This is a genomic window from Streptomyces sp. NPDC037410, from assembly GCF_055602235.1.
Genome location: NZ_JBVJWR010000002.1, coordinates 149,024 through 167,111 on the forward strand (window position 1 = coordinate 149,024; position 18,088 = coordinate 167,111).

An 18,088-nucleotide genomic window follows, 5' to 3' on the forward strand; every position below is an offset into this window, starting at 1 on the left:
CCGGCCTCGTACCGATTCTCCCGCTTGCTCAACGCACGCCGAGCAGGTGGTCCAGGGCGAGCTGGTCGAGTCGCTCGAAGGCCATCGAACGGGCGGCGGCCATGTCCACGTCGAAGGTCTCGAACGCGGTGGGGTCGGCGAGCAGCCCGGCGAGCCCGTCCGGGGCGGTGGGCGCGGCGAGTTCGTCGAGGCGGGAGGCGGCCAGGGCGGCCTGGACGTCCGGGTCGGCGCGGAAGGCGGCGGCGCGCTCCTTGAGGATCAGGTAGTTGCGCATGCAGTTCTTCGCGGACTCCCACACGCCGTCGAAGCCGTCGGTGCGCACGGGCTTGAAGTCGAAGTGGCGCGGGCCGGTGTAGCCGGCCGTCTCCAGGAGGTCGACCAGCCAGAACGCCTGGCGCAGGTCGCCGGCGCCGAAGCGGAAGTCCTGGTCGTACTTGATGCCGGACTGTCCGTTGAGGTCGATGTGGAAGAGCTTGCCCGCCCACAGCGCCTGTGCGATGCCGTGCGGGAAGTTGAGGCCCGCCATCTGCTCGTGGCCGGTCTCCGGGTTCACGCCCACCAGCTCGGGGCGCTCCAGGCGCTCGATGAACGCGAGGGCGTGTCCGATGGTGGGGAGCAGGATGTCGCCGCGCGGCTCGTTCGGCTTGGGCTCGATGGCGAAGCGCAGGCCGTAGCCCTGCTCGGTGACGTACTCGCCCAGCAGGTCGAAGGCCTCCTTCATCCGGTCGAGGGCCACCTGGACGTCCTTCGCGGCGCCGGACTCGGCGCCCTCGCGGCCGCCCCAGGCGACGTACGTGGTGGCGCCGAGTTCGACGGCGAGGTCGATGTTCCGGATCGTCTTGCGCAGCGCGTAGCGGCGGACGTCGCGGTCGTTCGCCGTGAACGCGCCGTCCTTGAAGACGGGGTGCGTGAAGAGGTTGGTGGTCGCCATCGGCACGGCGAGCCCGGTGCGGTCGAGCGCCGCTCGGAAGCGCTTCACGATCGCGTCGCGCTCGGCCTCCGGCGCGCCGAAGGGGATCAGGTCGTCGTCGTGGAAGGTCACGCCGTACGCGCCGAGGGCGGCGAGCCGCTCGACCGACTCGACCGGGTCGAGGGCGGGGCGGGTCGCGTCGCCGAAGGGGTCGCGGCCCTGCCAGCCGACGGTCCACAGGCCGAAGGTGAACCGGTCATCGGGGCGGGGGGAGAAACGCTCGGGCATGGGTGCTCCTAGAGGCGTATTTGTTGTACCTCAAAACTAATAGCTCAGGTGTCATGGCCTGGCAACCCCCAGAGGGGGGGCTCCGGTGTGTGAAAAACGGGTATTGATGGGGCTGGCGTGCGGACATACACTGCGCGAGTTTGTTAGATGACTAGACAGAACTCTGGAGGTGCGCAGTGGCTGCGTCCCCTGTGGTGATCGGCGTGGACAGCTCCACGCAGTCGACGAAGGTCCTCGTGGTGGACGCCGAGACCGGCGTCGTCCTCGGGAGCGGACGGGCGGGACACGTCGTCACGGGTGAGCAGGGCGCTCGCGAGACGGATCCGGAGGTGTGGTGGGACGCGCTGCGCGCGGCGATGGGCGAGGCGCTCCGAGCCGCCGCGGTGGCACCGGACGCGGTCGTGGGCATCGCGGTCGCCGGACAGCAGCACGGCCTCGTGGTCCTCGACGGCGCGGGCCGCCCCCTGCGCCCGGCCCTGCTCTGGAACGACACCCGGTCCGCACCCCAGGCCGCCGCGCTGACGGACGCGCTCGGCGGCCCGGCGGAGTGGCTCGCCCGCACCGGCTCCGTGCCGGTGGCGTCGATGACGGCCACCAAGTGGCAGTGGCTGCGCGAGAACGAACCGGCCCTCGCCGCCCGGACGGCCGCCGTGCGGCTGCCGCACGACTTCCTCACCGAACGCCTGGCGGGCGTCGCCGCGACCGATCCCGGCGACGCGTCGGGAACGTGCTGGTACTCGACCCGGACCGGCGGCTACGACCCCGAACTGCTCGACCTGGTCGGCCTCGACGCCGGCCTCCTGCCCACCGTCGCCCGGAACGGAGCCTCCCGCGTCGGGTCACTGACCACCGCGGCGGCCGCCTTCCTCGGGCTGCGCCCCGGCGTCGCCGTCGCCGCCGGCACCGGGGACAACATGGCCGCGGCCGTCGGCCTGGGTCTCGGCGCCGCCGGGCTCCTCGACCACCCCGTCATCAGCCTCGGGACCTCCGGAACGGCCTTCACCGCCACCCGGGTTCGCCCCGCAGCCCCCGGGATCGCCGGATTCGCCGCCGCCGACAACACCTACCTGCCGCTCGGCTGCACCATGAACTGCACCCTCGCCGTCGACAAGGTCGCCGCGCTCCTGCGGCTCGACCGCGACGACGCCCAGCCCGGCGGCGAGACGGTGATGCTGCCCTACCTGGACGGCGAACGCTCGCCCGACCTGCCCCACGCCGCCGGTCTGATCACCGGCCTGCGCCACACGACCTCGCCGCAGCAGCTCCTCGGAGCCGCCTACGAGGGCGCGGCGTTCACCCTGCTCCGGGCGCTCGACGAACTGTTCACCGCGGCCGGACTCGACCCCCGGAAAGCGGCCGTACGGGAGCGGCCGGTGCGGCTGATCGGAGGCGGCGCCAAGGGCCGGGTGTGGATCGAGACGATCCGCAGGCTGTCCGGGCGGCCGGTCGTGCTGCCCGCCGGGGAGGAGCTGGTCGCCACCGGCGCGGCGGCGCTCGCCGCGGGAGCCGCCTCGGGCGACGACCCGGTGAAGGTGGCCACCGGGTGGGGCGCCGGCCAGGGGACCGAACTGCCCCCGCTGGACCGGGACATCGCCGCCTGGGACCGGCTGGAGACCGCCCTCCGCGACGCGTCCGGCCTCCTTGCCGCCCGTTCCTGACGGCGCTCGGCGCCCGGCCGGGACGACCCGGCCGGGCGCCTGTCGCTCGTACGTCGTTCCGTATGCCGCTGGTGTGCCGTTCGTGCCTCAGGCAGCGGCGAAGGAATGCACGGTCGAGGACCGATAGGTCTCCCCGGGACGCAGCACCGTGCTGGGAAAGCCCGGCCGGTTCGGTGAGTCGGGGTGGTGCTGGGTCTCCAGGCACAGACCGTCGCCCGGCCCGTAGACGCGACCGCCGCTGCCGGCCAGGGTGCCGGGGAGCGAGTTGCCCGAGTAGAACTGGACGCCGGGTTCCGTCGTCGCGATCCGCAGCGTGCGCCCCGAGTGGGGGTCCCTGAGCGTGGCCACCGGCAGGGGAGCGGCGGTGAGGCCCTTGTCGAGGACCCAGTTGTGGTCGTACCCGCCGGCGTGCCGGAGCTGGGGGTCGTCGGCCGAGATCCGCGCCCCGACCGGGCGGGGCTCACGGAAGTCGAAGGGGGTGCGGGTCACGGGGGCCAGCCGGCCCGTCGGTATCAGGCCGGTGGTGACGGGTGTCATCCGGGACGCGGCGATCGACAGCTCGTGGTCGAGGGCGGATCCCGCGGATTCCCCGGCCAGGTTCCAGTACACATGGCTGGTGAGGTTCACGACCGTGGGCCGGTCGGTGACGGCCTCGTAGTCGATGCGCCAGTCGCCGCGCGGGGTGAGGGTGTACACGACACGGACGCGGAGCTCTCCGGGGAAGCCCATGTCCCCGTCGGGGCTGGTCAGGGTGAGGACGAGGCCGACATCGCCGTCCCGGGCGAACCCGTGCACCTGCCAGTTGCGCCGGTCGAATCCCTGCGCGCCCCCGTGGAGGGTGTGGGCGCCGTCGGGGAGCGACAGGAAGTGGCGGTCGCCGTCGAGCTCGAACCGGCCGTGGGCGATGCGATTGCCGTAACGGCCCACGAGCGCGCCGAGGAATCCGTCGGAGGCGAGATAGCCGTCCAGGCCGTCGAAGCCGAGGGACACGTTGGCGTGGCGCCCGTGCCGGTCCGGGACCTCCAGGGACTGCACGATGCCTCCGTAACTCAGCACGGAGAGGTGCGTGCCGCCGTTCCGCAGGTGCCAGCGCCGCGCCTCGGAGCCGTCGTCGAGCCGGCCGAACGGTTCGGAGACGGGGGGACTCGTCTGCGGATCGGTGTGGGTCGTCATGTGCGTCGCCTCGACTCTGTTCCATCCCTGTGTTCGAAGCATTTTACGAAAGAGTTTCGGTCGGTGTCGACACGACCTCCGTATCCGGCCCCAGGCGACCTGCCCAGTGGGCGGTGCGGAAGACGCCGTGCTCCACCTCGGTGACGAGTCCCGCTCGTGCCAGTCGTGCCAGGTGTCGGGCCCGTACGCCTCGCGGGCGACTACCGGCTCTGCGTACCGTCCTCGGCGGACGCCGCCGCGTCGGGCGAACGTGCCGCCAAGGCGGTTCTGGCGAGCCTCCAGGCCGGCCTCGCGGACAGCCTGCCTGCTGCGGGAATGCTGCGGGGATCGCACTTCCTCGACTGATACGATCTCGAATCGTGTTCGAGAAAAAGTCGAAATCTCAGGAATCGACCCGCCCGGGCGCGGTACAGCGCCGTGGCGTGGAGCGGAGGAAGGCCATCCTGGACGCCGCCGAGGCGCTCCTCGGCGAGCAGGGCTACGAGGCCGCCACGCTCAAGGCGATCGGAGAGCGGGCGGGGATCCCGGTCGCGTCCATGTACCACTACTTCCCCGACCGTCACCAGGTCGACGCCGAGCTGCTCCAGCGCCACATGGAGGCGCTGGAGGCCCGCATCGTCGCCTCGCTGGAGCGTCCCGGAGCGGACGCGCTGCCCGAAGCCGTCGACTCCGTGATGGCTCCGTTCCTCGACTACTTCCGTGAGCATCCCAGCTGCACGGAGCTCTGGTTCAAGGGGCGCAGCGCGGCGATCGACGACATGGTGCGCGCCTTCGACGAGGCACAGGCAGAGCGGCTCTGGCACGTCCTCATCGCACGCGGGCGCATCCGCCCCGACACCCCCGTGCTCGTCATCCAGCTCGCCTTCGAGGCCGGCAGCCGGCTCTTCGACGTGGCCTTCCGGCGTTCCCCGACCGGCGACGACGCCACGATGGCCGAGGCCCGGCGGCTGCTCACCGCGTACCTGGAGACCTACGCCCGGGTGGCGCCGGAGCGACAGGGCTGACCCGGTCGCCCGCCCGGAGGAACGCGACCGGCCCCGGTGGACACGTACATGTCCACCGGGGCCGGTCGCCGTTCGCGGGCGGCCCCGCTACCTCAGCGGTGCGCCCCACCGCACCTGGTCGCGCAGATGGGCCTTGAGGAGCTTGCCGCCCGCGTTGCGCGGCAGGGCCTCGGCGACGACGGCCGCGACCCGTCCGACCAGACGGGCGCCGAGGAGAGGGCGTGAGTCCTCTCAGCGGGTCGGGCGCCTTCCGCGGCCGGTCCAGGCACGGGCGCCGAGGAGGATCGAACCGTCGTCCCGCGTGGGGAGCGCGGCGCGCAGGCGTTCCCTCAGCTCCTCCCGCCGTCCTTCGGGTAGCGAGGCGAGGTAGGCGGGGGCAGGGCCCTGCCCACCGCGGAACGGCGTCCAGTAGTCGTCGAAGTCCCGGAAGAGGGTCGGGATCGTGACCTCGTCGATCTCCACGTCCACCAGCCCGCGGCCGCGGAGCAGACGGCGCAGCGGTTCCGGTGCGCACAGCGGGAACCGGACGGCTTCGCTCAGCGCTTCGGCGTCCGCGTCCAGCGCTGCGGCGGCCTCCCAGAAGTACCGGATCAGATCCATACCGCCCTCGGTGTAGTCCCAGACGTACACCGCGACCACGCCGCCCGGGCGCACGATGCGGAACATCTCGGCGGCGGCCCGCTCCGGCTCGGGGACGAAGTTGAGGACCAGGCCACTGACCGCCACGGTCGCCACTCCGTCCCGGAACGGCAGGCTCATCGCGTCGCCGCGTACGAAATGGGCTCGGGGGTCCTTGGTGTGCCGCCGCGCGTAGCGGACGTAGCTGTCGGACGGGTCGACGCCCACCACCCGCTCGGGCGCCGCCCCGTCCAGGACCGCCCGGGCGACCGCCCCCGTACCGCAGCCGATGTCCCACCAGTCACGTCCCGGCGGCATGTCCAGGCGTCGTACGAAGTCGGCGGCGACGCGTCGGCTCCACCGCCCGATGTACGGCTCGTACGCCTCGCCCTCACCCCACACCACCGACCACCTCCGGCCCGCCGGGACTGCCGTGCCGGCCCTGTCGCCGGCCACCTGAGACCAGGATGACCGCACTCGGGACGGGGCGCCTCACGTCACGGCGCGCCGCGCACCGGCGACACTCGGGCAGCGCTGCCCGGCCGGCCAGCGGCAACTCCACGTGTTGCGAGCCCACACCGGCATTCTCCCGCCGGGCAGGAAATTTTTCGTTCAAGAGTGTTCATCGCAGGAGTCTTAACGGTCGATCACGCCTAGGGTTCACACGATCAACTTCCTTCGAGGAAAGGGCGTTCCATGTCGATTCCGCGCAGGGCGTTATTGGCCGGCACGACGGCCGGTGCGGCCGCGGCCGTCGTCGGGGGTGCGGGAAGCGCCGAAGCCGAGGCCCCGTCGTCGACAGCGGTGTCGCCGTTGCTGCAGCGCACGCCCAGTCGTATCGGGGTGCCGGGTGTGGCGGGGCTCCACCTCCAGTTCGGCACCGATCCCGCCACCGAGATGACCGTCTCCTGGATCAGTCCCCAGTCCGTCCGGCGCCCCCGCGTGCACCTCGGGTCGCCGGACGGTGGCGCCGGGCGGGCGTTCGACGCCGAGACCCGTACCTACCGTGACGCGCTCTCCCGGCAGGAGGTGTACGTCCACCACGCCCGCCTCTCCGGGCTGCGGCCGGACACCACCTACCTGTACTCGGCCGGGCACGACGGTGCCGCGCCGGAGACGGGGTCGTTCACCACGGCAGCGCGCGGCCGTACCGCGTTCACCTTCACCAGCTTCGGCGACCAGGGCACGCCCAACCTGCGCCGGTCCCTCAAGTGGCCCACGCCGGACACACCTCCGCCCCTCGGTCCCTTCCCGCTCTACACCAGCACCCAGGGCGGGACCGAGGCGTCCGCCGACATCGTGGCCGCGGTGGAACGGGTCGGTCCGCTGTTCAACCTGGTCAACGGCGACCTGTGCTACGCGGGCGTGGCCGGTGCCATCGGCGAGGACCGGGTGGCCACCTGGGCCGACTGGTTCATCAGCAACAGCCGCTCGGCCCGCCTGCGCCCCTGGATGCCCTGCGTCGGCAACGGCGAGACCGAGAAGGGCAACGGCCCCCTGGGCCTCACGGGTTACCAGACCTACTTCACGCTGCCGGGCGAGGCGACGGCCCCCGACTCCGACACCCAGGGACTGTGGTATGCCTTCACCGTCGGCGGGGTCCGCTTCATCAGTCTGGCCAACGACGACGTGGCGATCGTGGACAGCGGCGAAATCTATCTGCGCGGATACTCGGAGGGCGCTCAACGTCGCTGGCTGGAGCGGGAGTTGAGGGCGGCGCGGGCCGACGGCGAGATCGACTGGATCGTGGTGTTCATGCATCACCCGATGATCTCCAGCCACCGCAGCGGCGGCAGCGACCTCGGAGTCCGCGAGGCCTGGGGACCCCTCTTCGACGCGTACGGGGTCGACCTGGTGCTCTGCGGCCACGAGCACTACTACGAGCGCTCGTTGCCCCTCCGCGGCACCCTGCCGAACGACACCCGCACCCCGATCCCGGTCTCCACCAGCACCGATGTCGCCGACACCGCCCGGGGCACCGTGCACATGATCATCGGGGGCGGCGGCAACTTCGCCACCACCCAGGACGACCTGTTCGAGGAACCCAAGGGCCGTGTCGTGGTCGACGTGGGCAAGGTGCCCGAGGGCCGCCACCGCAAGGCCGTCTACCTCACCGAGGACGCCCCCTGGCGCGCGGTCCAGGACCGCGTCCACCCCCACGGCTTCGCCGCCTTCGACGTCGACCCGGGTACGCGCGGCGGCGGACGCACCCGGATGCACGTCACGTACTACACCTTCGACGGCCCCTACGGAGAGCTGACCCCGGTGGACACCTTCACCCTGGAACGCCCCCGCGCGGACGCCCGGCACTGAGGCCGGCGCGTCCCGTGCGGGCCCGCCGGCTCAGCCGGCGCGGCGCAGGGCCGGCGGGGTCCAGCTCCCCGTGAGGGCGGCCTCCCGGGGCCAGTACAGGCGCAGGAAGACGTTGAAGCTGCCGGCGGGCGCGGGGAGCCAGTTGCCCTCGCGCTCGGGTCCGGGGCTGTCGTGCTGGACGTAGATGTCCAGGGAGCCGTCGGGGTTGGTCCGCATCCCGCTGCGGTCGCCGATCGCGTACCGGTTCAGCGGGTTGTCGGCGAAGAGCTGGCGCTCGTTCATCATCGTGAGGGACCAGAAGCCGTCGACGGGCGGCGTCTCCCCGGCGGCGAAGTGCAGCACGTACGCGTGGGCGCCGTCGAGGGGCCGGCCGTCGGCGTCCGTGGTGGCGTGCGGGTACAGGGCGTCGGCGTCCAGGTTGGCTCCGTACCCGAACCGGGTGATGACCGCGCGCTTGGCGTAGTCGGTTCCGTAGTCTCCCAGGCCCCGGTGCACGGTCCATCCGCCGACGCCCGCGGACTCCGCCCGGGCGAGCAGCTCACGAAGGACCTCCGGGCCGCGCCGCGCACCCGCGTCCAGGGTGGCGAGTTCCTCGGGGGTCAGCTCGTCCAGGCTCGCGCCGGGCGCGATGCCGAGTTTGGCGACGCGGCCCAGGAACGAGGCGTCGGCGGGGGAGGGAGGGTTGTCGACCATCATCCGGTTGAGGAGCGTGAAGTACGCGCGGCCGCCGAGCGCGTGGACCTGGTCCACGGGCGGCGTCGTCGTGTCGGCACCGGCGGGAACGGGGACGTCGGTGTGAGGCGCGTAGTCGTCGGGATCGCCGGTCCACTCCGACAGCGGAATCAGCCGCGTGCCGTCCTGGAGCCGGTTGACGGCCGGGAAGTCCGACGGGCCGCTCGTCGCGTACCGGGCGATGATCCAGTTCACGGCGGTGGGCGACTGCAACAGGGTCAGGCCGGAGGGGACCGCTCCCGACCAGGAGGGCCCGGCGATCAGGAACGGGCCGGCGGAGGCGCCGTTCTTGCGTCGGCCGACGACGGCGCAGACATCCGACCAGGCGTCCAGGATCGGGACCATCCAGAAGCGGTCGCCGAAGTCGGGCAGGGCCAGCACCAGAGGCTCGTGGGACAGGTCGAGCCAGGAACTGGAGTACAGGGTGTCGGCGTTCGGCGAGACGACCTCGGTGAAGGAGGCGTCCGGGGTGCTGCGCATACAGCAGAACTGGTTGACCGGGGCTTTCCGGCGCGCGTCGTCCCGGGCCGGGACCGCCGTCATGGACTCCTTCGTGAGGGCCGCCGTGACCAGCGGGTACCCGTAGAGCCATGCCTCCGTGGCCAGCTTCTCCATCGCTTCGTCCGTCATCGGCTTCTCCCAGGTGCTACGGCGGTCTCGGTCCGGGCCCGACGCTACGAGCGCGGCCCGCCCACCGCGCGGCCAGCCCGCCGAACGGGTGAGACGGACGGACCGGACCGGGCGGCGCGCGCAAGTGCGCATGAGGAGCGGTCGGCAGGAAGCGGCGTGCATCGGCAGGCGCCGGTGCACCACGCGTCAGACGCGTGCCTCCATGCGACTCCTGGAAACTCCGCGCGCCCTACCGGTGCCCACGGGCGGCGGATAAGGATGAGCGCACCGCACATGAACCAGGTGATCCGCACCCCTGTCCTCGGCCAGGCGGACCTGCGGGCGGAAGGAGCTCATGGTGTTGCTTCTCATCTCCCCGGACGGTGTCGAGGAAGCCCTCGACTGCGCGAAGGCCGCCGAACACCTCGACATCGTCGATGTCAAGAAGCCCGACGAGGGCTCGCTGGGCGCCAACTTCCCCTGGGTCATCCGGGAGATCCGCGACGCGGTGCCGGCGGACAAGCCGGTGTCCGCCACCGTGGGGGACGTGCCGTACAAACCCGGCACGGTGGCGCAGGCCGCGCTCGGCGCGGTCGTCTCCGGCGCCACGTACATCAAGGTCGGCCTGTACGGCTGTACGACACCCGAGCAGGGTGTCGACGTCATGCGGGCGGTCGTCCGTGCGGTGAAGGACCACCGCCCCGAGGCGCTCGTCGTCGCCTCGGGCTACGCCGACGCCCACCGCATCGGCTGCGTCAACCCGCTCGCCCTGCCCGACATCGCCGCCCGCGCCGGTGCCGACGCGGCCATGCTGGACACCGCGATCAAGGACGGCACGCGGCTCTTCGACCACGTCCCGCCCGACGCCTGCGCCGAGTTCGTACGGCGCGCCCACGCCTCCGGCCTGCTCGCCGCCCTCGCGGGCAGCGTCAAGGAGGCCGATCTCGGTGCGCTGACCCGCATCGGCACGGACATCGTGGGCGTGCGGGGAGCGGTCTGCGAGGGAGGTGACCGCAAGGCCGGGAGGATCCAGACCCATCTCGTCGCCGCCTTCCGGGCGGAGATGGACCGGCACGCCCGGGAGCACGCCGCCGGCACCCCGGCCGCGAACTGACCACCGGGATGCCGACACCAGAAGCCATCCGCGTCCCGGGCCGTCGTGCCGCACGCCTCGCCGTCGTCGACCCGGCCACCGGGAAGGCCTTCGACGAGGCCCCCGACCAGGCGCCGGAGGAGCTGGACGACGCGGTCGCCCGCGCCCGGCGGGCCTGGCACGGCTGGCGCGCCGACCCCACCGCCCGTACCACCGCCCTGCGCGCGGCCGCCGACGCCGTGGAGACGGCCGGTGACGACCTCGCCCGGCTGCTCACCCGGGAACAGGGCAAGCCCCTGACCGAGTCGTACGCCGAGATCGCCCGTACGGCGGCCCGGCTGCGCTACTTCGCCGACCTGGCTCCCCGGACCCGCCGGATCGACGACGGCCGGCCCGTGCACAGCGAGGTCCGCTGGCGGCCCGTCGGGCCCGTCGCCGCGATCGTGCCGTGGAACTTCCCGCTCCAGCTCGCGGCGGCGAAGTTCGCGCCCGCGCTCGCGGCCGGCAACACCGTGGTCCTCAAACCGTCCCCGTACACGCCCCTCGCCACCCGGCTGCTCGGCTCCGTCCTCGCCGCCGTCCTGCCCGAGGACGTCCTGACGGTCGTCACCGGCCGTGAACCCCTCGGTGCCCGACTGGCCGCCCACCCGGGGATCCGTCACGTCACCTTCACCGGCTCGGTGCCCACCGGCCGGGCCGTCGCCGAGGCCGCGGCGGGCTCGCTCGCCCGGGTCACCCTGGAACTGGGCGGCAACGACGCCGCCGTCCTCCTGGACGACGTCGACGTGGACCGGATCGCGGACCGCCTGTTCTGGGCGGCGTTCCGCAACTGCGGGCAGGTCTGCATGGCGGTCAAACGGGTCTACGCCCCCGCCCGGCTCCACGCCGAGGTCGTCGACGCCCTCGCCCAGCGCGCCAAGGCCGTCGCGGTCGGACCCGGACTCGACCCGGACACCCGGATCGGTCCGGTCAACAACGCCCCCCAGCTGGCCCGGGTCGAGGAGGTCACGCGGCGGGCCCTCGCGGACGGCGCCCGGGCCGCGGCCGGCGGCGAGCGGCTCGACGGAGCGGGCTACTTCTTCGCCCCCACGATCCTCACCGACGTGCCGCCCGACAGCGCGGTGGTGACAGGGGAACAGTTCGGCCCCGTGCTTCCGGTACTGCCGTACCGGACCCTCGACGAGGCCGTCGAGGCGGCCAACGGCACCGGCTTCGGCCTCGGCGGCTCCGTCTGGGGCACCGACCTCGACCGGGCCGAGGCAGTGGCCGAGCGGCTCGAATGCGGGACGGCCTGGATCAACCACCACGCCGAACTCTCCCTCGCCCAGCCCTTCGCGGGCGTCAAGGACAGCGGCGTCGGCGTCGCGGGCGGACCGTGGGGCCTCTACGGCAACCTCCGGCCGTTCGTCGTCCACCGCCCGCGGGAGGAGGAGGCGTGACGAGGAGGTTCCCGGCGGCCGTACTGCGCGCGTACGACGACCCGTTCACGGTCGAGGAGGTGACCCTGCGTACGGAGCCCGGCCCCGGCGAGATCCTGGTCGAGATCGCGGGAGCCGGGATGTGCCGTACGGATCTCGCCGTACGGCGGTCGGCCGGCCGCAGCCCGCTGCCGGCCGTCCTCGGCCACGAGGGCGCCGGGGTCGTGGTGGCGACGGGCGCCGGCCCCGGCGACGAGCTCCGCGTCGGCGACCACGTGGTGCTCAGCTTCGACTCCTGCGGACACTGCCGGAACTGCCGGGCCGCCGCCCCCGCCTACTGCGACTCCTTCGCCACCCTCAACCTCTTCGGCGGGCGCCAGGAGGAACCACCCCGACTCGCCGACGCGGCCGGAAAGCCCCTGGCCCCCCGGTGGTTCGGCCAGTCCTCCTTCGCCGCGTACGCGCTCGTCCCGGCCCGCAACGCCGTCCGGGTCGACCCCGCCCTGCCGCTCGAACTGCTCGGACCGCTCGGCTGCGGCTTCCTCACCGGTGCAGGAGCCGTACTGAACACCTTCGCCGCACGACCCGGCGACACCCTCGCGGTCCTCGGCGCGGGAGCGGTGGGCCTGGCCGCCGTGATGGCGGCCACCGCCGCCGGCCTGCGGACCGTGGCCGTCGACCGGCATCCCGTACGCCTTGAGCTGGCCGAACGGTTCGGCGCGACCCCGCTGTCCGCCGGATCGCCCGGACTGCCCGAGCGGATCCGCCGGCTGACCGACGGCGGAGCCCAGTACGCCCTCGACACCACGGCCTCGGCCCCGCTCATCAACGACGCGCTCCACGCACTGCGCCCCACCGGCACCCTCGGCCTCGTGGCACGCCTCCACACCCCACTGCCACTCGAACCGGGCACGCTCGACCGGGGCCGCGGCATCCGCCACATCTGCGAAGGCGACGCGGTACCGGGACTGCTGATACCCCGGCTGACCGGCCTGTGGCAGGCCGGCCGCTTCCCCTTCGACCAGCTGATCCGCACCTACCCGCTGGCCGACATCAACGAGGCCGAACGCGACTGCGACGCCGGCCGTGTGGTCAAACCCGTCCTGCTGCCGGAAAGAAGAGACCGATGAGCGATGCGTACGCCACCGTGGAGCCCCCTCATCCCGCCGCCGGAGCGGACGAGGCCGCCACCGGGACCCGTCAGACCGAGACGGAAGGCGTGGACGGAGGCGTGGGGCTGACCGCCCTCCTGGTCGCCGCGGCCCGGGCGATCGAGACCCACCGCCACGACAGCCTCGCCCAGGACGTCCACGCCGAACACTTCGTACGCGCGGCCCCGGCGTGCGGGGGCTGGCCGGTACGCATCGGGCAGGTCCCGGAGGGGGACGACAACCCGCTGTGGGGCAGGTTCGCCCGCTACTTCGGGCTCCGGACCCGGGTCCTCGACGACTTCGTCCTCGGATCGGTCCACGACGGCGCCCGTCAAGTGGTCCTGCTGGGCGCCGGTCTCGACACCCGTGCCTTCCGGCTCGACCTGCCGTCCGACAGCGTGGTCTTCGAGATCGACCGGGCGGGTGTGCTGGCCTTCAAGCAGCAGGTGCTCACGGACCGGTCGGCCGCCCCGAGGGCGAAACGCGTCCCGGTTCCGGTCGACCTGCGCGCGGACTGGGTCACCGCGCTGACCTCCGCCGGCTTCGACCCGGCCGCACCGAGCGTCTGGCTGGCCGAGGGGCTGCTCTTCTACCTGCCGAGCCCCGCGGAGACGTACCTCATCGACACGGTGGACCGGCTGACCACCGGGGGCAGCGCCCTGGCCTTCGAGGCCAAGCTGGAGAAGGACCTCCTCGCGTACCGCGACAGCGCGATCTACACGGCGACGCGGGAACAGCTCGGCATCGACCTGCTCGACCTCTTCGACCTGGGGCCGCGCCCCGACTCGGCGGGCCACCTGACGGCCAAGGGCTGGTCCACGTCGATGCGCACGCCCTTCGACTTCACCCGCCGGCACGGACGCGGTCCCCTCCCCGAACCGAACGACGCCTTGGAGGGGAACCGGTGGGTCTTCGCCCACAAGCCCGGGCCGTGACACCCACGGGGCTGTGACGCCCGCCGGGCCGCCGGCGTCCCCTGACGGTCGGTGCCGCCCCGGGACGCCGGCTACCGCGCCATGTCAGACGGCCGGGGCGCCCACCAGCCGGTCGCCGGGGATCCCGGCCAGGTCAGGCGCGTAGTACTCCTCGATGCCGGTGGCCCACGTGGCCACGGCGATGCGGTCCTCGGCGTCCGGGCCGAAGGCGTCGAAGAGCGCGTGGATGTTCGGCTCCTCGAAGCCGATCGCCGTCATCAGCGACAGGAAGAGCGGGCGCTCGATCAGGCCGTCCCCGTCCGGGTCGCCGAGTGCGGAGAGCGCCTCGGCGAACTCGGTGATCGTGGGCCCGAAGCGCTTGGGGTCGAGCACGAAGGGGCGGAACTCGTCGACGGTGATCACGCCGTCGCCGTTGGCGTCCAGCTCGGTGGCCAGCGTCGTCCACCAGCGGCGGAACGCGGTCCGGATGGCCTCCTTGGCGCCCGCGTCCGAGGCGACCGCCGCCTCGAGGACGCGTCCCGTCATGAGGTCGAAGTCGCCGGAGTCGATGACTCCGTTGCCGTTGGCGTCGAAGAGGGAGAAGACCAGCTCGACCCGCTGGGCGGCCTCAGTGCGCATGTCCGTCACCTGTCTCGTGCGGCCCCGTGGGTCCGGGGCCCGGCTCAATGAGTACGTCTACGTAACCGCGCCGGGGGAGAGCCGTGGCGGTGAGGCGGCCACCGTTACCGGAAGGAGTGAGTGCTCCGGGCTCCTCGCTACCTTGCGTGATGTAACAGCTGCTACATTCAGGACTGTGTCGAACGTGGAAGCGGACGTGCGCTGGCTCGTCCTCGTCCTCAAGATCCCCGCCGAACCCTCCCGTCACCGGGTGGCCGTCTGGCGCGAACTGCGCCGTATCGGCGCCCTGTCCCTCGGCCAGGGGGTGTGGGCGGTGCCGGACGTGCCGGTCTTCGGCCACGGCACCGCCCGGGCCCTGGAGCTCACCGACAAGGCCGGCGGCCAGGCGCTGACCCTCAACGCCACGGGGCGCGGCCCCGAGGACGCGGCCCGCTTCCGCGCCCTGTTCACGGCGGCCCGCTCGGCGGACTGGGCCGAGTTCCTGGCGGACTGCGGCACGTTCGAGGAGGAGATCGCCAAGGAGATCCGGATCGGCAAGTTCACCCTCGCCGAACTGGAGGAGGAGGAGCAGTCGCTGGAGCGGCTGCGCCGCTGGCACCGCGACCTGACCGCCCGCGACGTCTTCGGCGCCCCCGAGGCCCCCGAGGCCGCCGTACGGCTCAAGACCTGCGCCGCCGTGTGCGAGGACTACGCCGAGCGCGTCTTCGCCGTCCTCCACGAGGCCCCGGAGGGCCCGCGATGAGCTCGGCCGCCCCCGCTCCCGCCGCCCGCATGTGGCCGCTGTACGCCGCCGGGTTCACCACGGCGTTCGGCGCCCATGGCATCGCCGCCAACCTCGGCGGCTTCTCCGACGACGCCGTCACCTCCCTCTTCGTCCTCGGCGGACTCCTCGCCCTCTACGACGGCGCCGAAGTCGTCCTGAAGCCCGTCTTCGGCACCCTCGCCGACCGCGTCGGCGCCAAGCCCGTCCTCGTCGGCGGTCTCGTCGCCTTCGCCGCCGCCTCCGCGGTGTACGCCGTGGCCGGCAGCCCCGGCTGGCTGTGGGCCGCCCGGCTCGGACAGGGCGCCGCCGCGTCCGCCTTCTCCCCGTCCGCCTCCGCTCTCGTCGCCCGCCTCAACCCCGCGGCCAAGCGCGGCCGGGCGTTCGGGAGTTACGGCTTCTACAAGTCGATCGGCTACACCCTCGGCCCCCTCCTCGGCGGTGTGCTCGTCTGGGCCGGCGGCCTGCGCCTGCTGTTCACCGTGCTCGCCGTGCTCGCCGCCGCGGTCGCCACCTGGGCCGTGCTCGCCGTGCCGGCCGTACCGCCCCTGCCCAAGCAGCGCCAGACCCTCCTCGACCTGGCGCGCCGCCTGGCGGATCCCGTCTTCCTCGGCCCCACCTCCGCCCTGGCCGCCGCGACCGCCGCGCTCTCCGTCGGCGTCGGCTTCCTGCCCGTCTCCGGCGCCGCCGCCGGCCTGGGCACCGTCGCCACGGGCGCGGCCGTCTCCGTCCTCGCCGCCAGCGCCGCCGTCGTCCAGCCCTACGCCGGGCGCGCCCACGACGACGGACGGCTCTCCCTCCGCACCGGCCTCGCCGCCGGACTGGCCCTCACCGCCGCGGGACTCGGCTGCGCCATGCTGCCGGGTCTGGCCGGCGTACTCCTGGCCGCCGTCCTCATCGGCTCCGGCACCGGCCTGATCACTCCTCTCGGCTTCACCGCCCTCGCCGGCTCCACCCCCGAGGAGCGCATGGGTCAGACCATGGGCGCAGCCGAACTCGGCCGCGAACTCGGCGACGCCGGAGGCCCCCTGCTCGTCGGCGGTGTCGCGACCATCGCGACGCTCACCTACGGATACGCGACCCTGGCCCTGCTCGTCGCCGTGGGCGCCGCCCTCGCGCTCCTGCGGCGGGGCGCGGCCCGGGCGGGAGTTCCCCGGGCCGAGTAGCCGACCGTCCCGGCCGGCCGCATGCGCCTCGACGCGTCGCCGGACGGGCCCGAGCCCCTGCCGACGTGCGGCGGGGGCCCGGGTCGTACGCGGTCGCCACCGGAGGCTACGAGCCGCCGTGTTCCGGCTCGTGGAGGGTGATCGCCCCGGAGGGGCAGACGCCGGCGGCCATCCGGGCGGCCGTGCGGTGCGCGGCGGGCGGTTCGGCGTGCAGCAGGAGTACGAGGCCGTCGTCCGGATCCTGGTCGAAGACATCGGGGGCGGTCATGGCGCACATCCCGGCGCCGATGCAGCGCTCGCGGTCGACGCTCAGGCGCGGCGCGCTCACTTGGCGTCCCAGGTGACCGGGAGGCTCTTCACGCCGAAGATGTCGGCGGTCTCCGGCCGCAGTCGGACCTCCGCCGCCGGTACGGCAAGGCGGAGCGTGGGGAAGCGGTCGACCAACGCGCGGAACGCGACCCGCATTTCGACGCGGGCCAGCTGCTGGCCGAGACACTGGTGGATGCCGTGGCTGAAGGCCAGGTGTCCGGTGGCCTGCCTGCCGAGGTCGAGCGTGTGCGGGTCGGCGAAGCGGTCGGGGTCGTGGTTGGCGGTGTGGTACGAGAGGACGACCGTCGTGCCGGCCTTGATGGTGTGGCCGTCCAGCTCGACGTCCTCGAGTGCGGTCCGGTGGAAGGTCTTCGCGACGCTCAGATACCGCAGCAGCTCCTCCACGGCCCCGTCGGTGAGGGAGGGATCGGCGCGCAGGGCGGCAAGCTGGTCCGGGTTCTGCAGAAGGGCGAAGGTGCCGAGGGAGAGCATGTTCGCGGTGGTGTCGAATCCCGCCGCCAGGAGGATGAGGCTGATGCCCCTCAGCTCCTCGTCGGTCAGGTCGCTGTCGGTGAGTTCGCTGAGGATGTCGTCGGTGGGGTGGGCCCGCTTGGCGGCCACCAGCCGCGCGAGGTACTCCTGCGTCGCCGTGTACGCCGCGATCAGCTCCTCGTCGCTGACCTCCCCGCCCATGAACGTGTCGATCTGCTCCTGGAAGGACGCCCGGTCCTCGTAGGGCACGCCCAGGATCTCGCAGATCACGATGGTGGGGATGGGCTTCGCGAACGCGGTCACCAGATCCGCCGTCGGCCCGGCCTCCTCCATGGCGTCCAGGCAGTCGGCGGTGATCTGCTCGATCCGCTCGGTGAGCATCCGCATCCGCCGCACGGTGAACTTGCCGACCAGGGGCTTGCGGTAGCGGCTGTGCTCGGGCTCGTCCATGAGGAGGAACTCGCCGGGCGGCGCCGGAGGAAGCTGGAAGTCGACGACGTTCATGAGGTCCTTGCGCGAGCTGAACCTCGGGTCGGCCAGGACCGATCGCACCATGTCGTATCCGGTGATCAACCAGCCTGGCTTTCCGCCGGGGTGGGTGAAGCCGCTGAGGGGGCCGTGCCGGCGGGCGTCGATCAGCTCGGCCGGCGGGGCGAAGGGGCAGCCGGCCTGACGCTCGGTCGGCAGTGCCGGCACGGTGTGGAGGGGCTTGGTCATGGCCATTCCTCATCTCGCGATATGACGTGTTTGAAGCTACTCGAAAGCTACGTTGCATTCACGAGGACGTCAATCACTTGAATGCGCCATCGCAGGTGAACCAGGGGGAATTGATGCAATGACG

General features: G+C 72.8%; 18 protein-coding genes. 11 read left to right on the forward strand and 7 right to left on the reverse strand.

The window, feature by feature from the left end; all coding sequences use genetic code 11:
- Window positions 1-28: 28 nt before the first annotated feature.
- Entirely contained in the window at window positions 29-1,198 is a 1,170-nt protein-coding gene (gene xylA / locus ACZ7HT_RS03630) for a xylose isomerase (protein WP_471159309.1), read from the reverse strand.
- Between the two features lie 176 nt (window positions 1,199-1,374).
- On the opposite strand from xylA, the gene xylB reads away from it, so the two are divergent.
- A complete protein-coding gene (gene xylB / locus ACZ7HT_RS03635) occupies window positions 1,375-2,856 on the forward strand; it encodes a xylulokinase (protein WP_471159311.1) in 1,482 nt (493 codons plus the stop codon).
- An 87-nt stretch (window positions 2,857-2,943) separates the two neighbouring features.
- Here the strand turns inward: xylB and ACZ7HT_RS03640 are convergent, their stop codons facing one another.
- A complete protein-coding gene (locus tag ACZ7HT_RS03640; protein ID WP_471159313.1) occupies window positions 2,944-4,029 on the reverse strand; it encodes an aldose epimerase family protein in 1,086 nt (361 codons plus the stop codon).
- A 156-nt stretch (window positions 4,030-4,185) separates the two neighbouring features.
- Here ACZ7HT_RS03640 and ACZ7HT_RS03645 point away from each other — a divergent pair, with 156 nt between their 5' ends.
- The 3 genes from ACZ7HT_RS03645 (at window position 4,186) to ACZ7HT_RS03655 (ending at window position 5,258) form a co-directional block, all read left to right on the forward strand.
- Window positions 4,186-4,374: a hypothetical protein gene (locus ACZ7HT_RS03645; RefSeq protein WP_471159315.1), complete on the forward strand. Its 189-nt coding sequence runs from the start codon at window positions 4,186-4,188 to the stop codon at window positions 4,372-4,374.
- 77 nt (window positions 4,375-4,451) lie between these two features.
- Complete coding sequence (locus ACZ7HT_RS03650) at window positions 4,452-5,033, forward strand: TetR/AcrR family transcriptional regulator (RefSeq protein WP_471159317.1); 582 nt, start codon at window positions 4,452-4,454, stop codon at window positions 5,031-5,033.
- Between the two features lie 36 nt (window positions 5,034-5,069).
- A complete protein-coding gene (locus ACZ7HT_RS03655; protein ID WP_471159319.1) occupies window positions 5,070-5,258 on the forward strand; it encodes a hypothetical protein in 189 nt (62 codons plus the stop codon).
- Between the two features lie 6 nt (window positions 5,259-5,264).
- Here ACZ7HT_RS03655 and ACZ7HT_RS03660 read toward each other — a convergent pair whose 3' ends face one another.
- Window positions 5,265-6,107, reverse strand: a complete 843-nt coding sequence (locus ACZ7HT_RS03660; RefSeq protein WP_471159321.1) for a class I SAM-dependent methyltransferase — start codon at window positions 6,105-6,107, stop codon at window positions 5,265-5,267.
- Between the two features lie 240 nt (window positions 6,108-6,347).
- On the opposite strand from ACZ7HT_RS03660, the gene ACZ7HT_RS03665 reads away from it, so the two are divergent.
- Window positions 6,348-7,964: a purple acid phosphatase family protein gene (locus ACZ7HT_RS03665; protein ID WP_471159323.1), complete on the forward strand. Its 1,617-nt coding sequence runs from the start codon at window positions 6,348-6,350 to the stop codon at window positions 7,962-7,964.
- A 30-nt stretch (window positions 7,965-7,994) separates the two neighbouring features.
- Here ACZ7HT_RS03665 and ACZ7HT_RS03670 read toward each other — a convergent pair whose 3' ends face one another.
- Entirely contained in the window at window positions 7,995-9,326 is a 1,332-nt protein-coding gene (locus tag ACZ7HT_RS03670) for a DUF1254 domain-containing protein (RefSeq protein ID WP_471159325.1), read from the reverse strand.
- Window positions 9,327-9,663: 337 nt separating this feature from the next.
- On the opposite strand from ACZ7HT_RS03670, the gene ACZ7HT_RS03675 reads away from it, so the two are divergent.
- Genes ACZ7HT_RS03675 through ACZ7HT_RS03690 form a run of 4 tightly spaced genes read left to right on the forward strand, consistent with a single transcriptional unit; the run spans window position 9,664 to window position 13,902 of the window.
- Window positions 9,664-10,419, forward strand: coding sequence for a (5-formylfuran-3-yl)methyl phosphate synthase (locus ACZ7HT_RS03675; protein ID WP_471160042.1), 756 nt, complete (start codon window positions 9,664-9,666; stop codon window positions 10,417-10,419).
- Between the two features lie 8 nt (window positions 10,420-10,427).
- A complete protein-coding gene (locus ACZ7HT_RS03680; protein WP_471159327.1) occupies window positions 10,428-11,837 on the forward strand; it encodes an aldehyde dehydrogenase family protein in 1,410 nt (469 codons plus the stop codon).
- Entirely contained in the window at window positions 11,834-12,946 is a 1,113-nt protein-coding gene (locus tag ACZ7HT_RS03685; protein WP_471159329.1) for an NAD(P)-dependent alcohol dehydrogenase, read from the forward strand. Before ACZ7HT_RS03680 ends, ACZ7HT_RS03685 begins: the two co-directional genes overlap by 4 nt.
- Window positions 12,943-13,902 carry an SAM-dependent methyltransferase gene (locus ACZ7HT_RS03690; protein WP_471159331.1) on the forward strand — a complete coding sequence of 320 codons (960 nt, stop codon included), beginning with the start codon at window positions 12,943-12,945 and terminating at the stop codon, window positions 13,900-13,902. The genes ACZ7HT_RS03685 and ACZ7HT_RS03690 overlap by 4 nt, the downstream gene beginning before the upstream one ends.
- An 84-nt stretch (window positions 13,903-13,986) precedes the next feature.
- Here the strand turns inward: ACZ7HT_RS03690 and ACZ7HT_RS03695 are convergent, their stop codons facing one another.
- Entirely contained in the window at window positions 13,987-14,520 is a 534-nt protein-coding gene (locus ACZ7HT_RS03695) for an EF-hand domain-containing protein (RefSeq protein WP_471159333.1), read from the reverse strand.
- Between the two features lie 175 nt (window positions 14,521-14,695).
- On the opposite strand from ACZ7HT_RS03695, the gene ACZ7HT_RS03700 reads away from it, so the two are divergent.
- Window positions 14,696-15,262 (forward strand): Chromate resistance protein ChrB, encoded by a 567-nt coding sequence (locus ACZ7HT_RS03700; RefSeq protein WP_471159335.1) that lies wholly within the window; start codon window positions 14,696-14,698, stop codon window positions 15,260-15,262.
- A 29-nt stretch (window positions 15,263-15,291) separates the two neighbouring features.
- Window positions 15,292-16,446, forward strand: a complete 1,155-nt coding sequence (locus ACZ7HT_RS03705; protein ID WP_471160045.1) for an MFS transporter — start codon at window positions 15,292-15,294, stop codon at window positions 16,444-16,446.
- A gap of 106 nt (window positions 16,447-16,552) precedes the next feature.
- On the opposite strand, the gene ACZ7HT_RS03710 is transcribed toward ACZ7HT_RS03705, so the two are convergent.
- Together ACZ7HT_RS03710 and ACZ7HT_RS03715 are read right to left on the reverse strand one after the other, a co-directional pair.
- Window positions 16,553-16,774 carry a ferredoxin gene (locus ACZ7HT_RS03710; protein ID WP_471159337.1) on the reverse strand — a complete coding sequence of 74 codons (222 nt, stop codon included), beginning with the start codon at window positions 16,772-16,774 and terminating at the stop codon, window positions 16,553-16,555.
- Window positions 16,771-17,964, reverse strand: coding sequence for a cytochrome P450 (locus ACZ7HT_RS03715; RefSeq protein ID WP_471159339.1), 1,194 nt, complete (start codon window positions 17,962-17,964; stop codon window positions 16,771-16,773). The genes ACZ7HT_RS03710 and ACZ7HT_RS03715 overlap by 4 nt, the downstream gene beginning before the upstream one ends.
- Window positions 17,965-18,088: the final 124 nt, after the last annotated feature.

Coding starts and splice junctions, on each gene's coding strand:
- xylA (WP_471159309.1), bottom strand. CDS start 1,198: ATGCCCGAGCGTTTCTCCCCCCGCCCCGATGACCGGTTCACCTTCGGC.
- ACZ7HT_RS03705 (WP_471160045.1), top strand. CDS start 15,292: ATGTGGCCGCTGTACGCCGCCGGGTTCACCACGGCGTTCGGCGCCCAT.
- ACZ7HT_RS03670 (WP_471159325.1), bottom strand. CDS start 9,326: ATGACGGACGAAGCGATGGAGAAGCTGGCCACGGAGGCATGGCTCTAC.
- ACZ7HT_RS03695 (WP_471159333.1), bottom strand. CDS start 14,520: ATGCGCACTGAGGCCGCCCAGCGGGTCGAGCTGGTCTTCTCCCTCTTC.
- ACZ7HT_RS03665 (WP_471159323.1), top strand. CDS start 6,348: ATGTCGATTCCGCGCAGGGCGTTATTGGCCGGCACGACGGCCGGTGCG.
- ACZ7HT_RS03690 (WP_471159331.1), top strand. CDS start 12,943: ATGAGCGATGCGTACGCCACCGTGGAGCCCCCTCATCCCGCCGCCGGA.
- ACZ7HT_RS03715 (WP_471159339.1), bottom strand. CDS start 17,964: ATGACCAAGCCCCTCCACACCGTGCCGGCACTGCCGACCGAGCGTCAG.
- ACZ7HT_RS03640 (WP_471159313.1), bottom strand. CDS start 4,029: ATGACGACCCACACCGATCCGCAGACGAGTCCCCCCGTCTCCGAACCG.
- ACZ7HT_RS03680 (WP_471159327.1), top strand. CDS start 10,428: ATGCCGACACCAGAAGCCATCCGCGTCCCGGGCCGTCGTGCCGCACGC.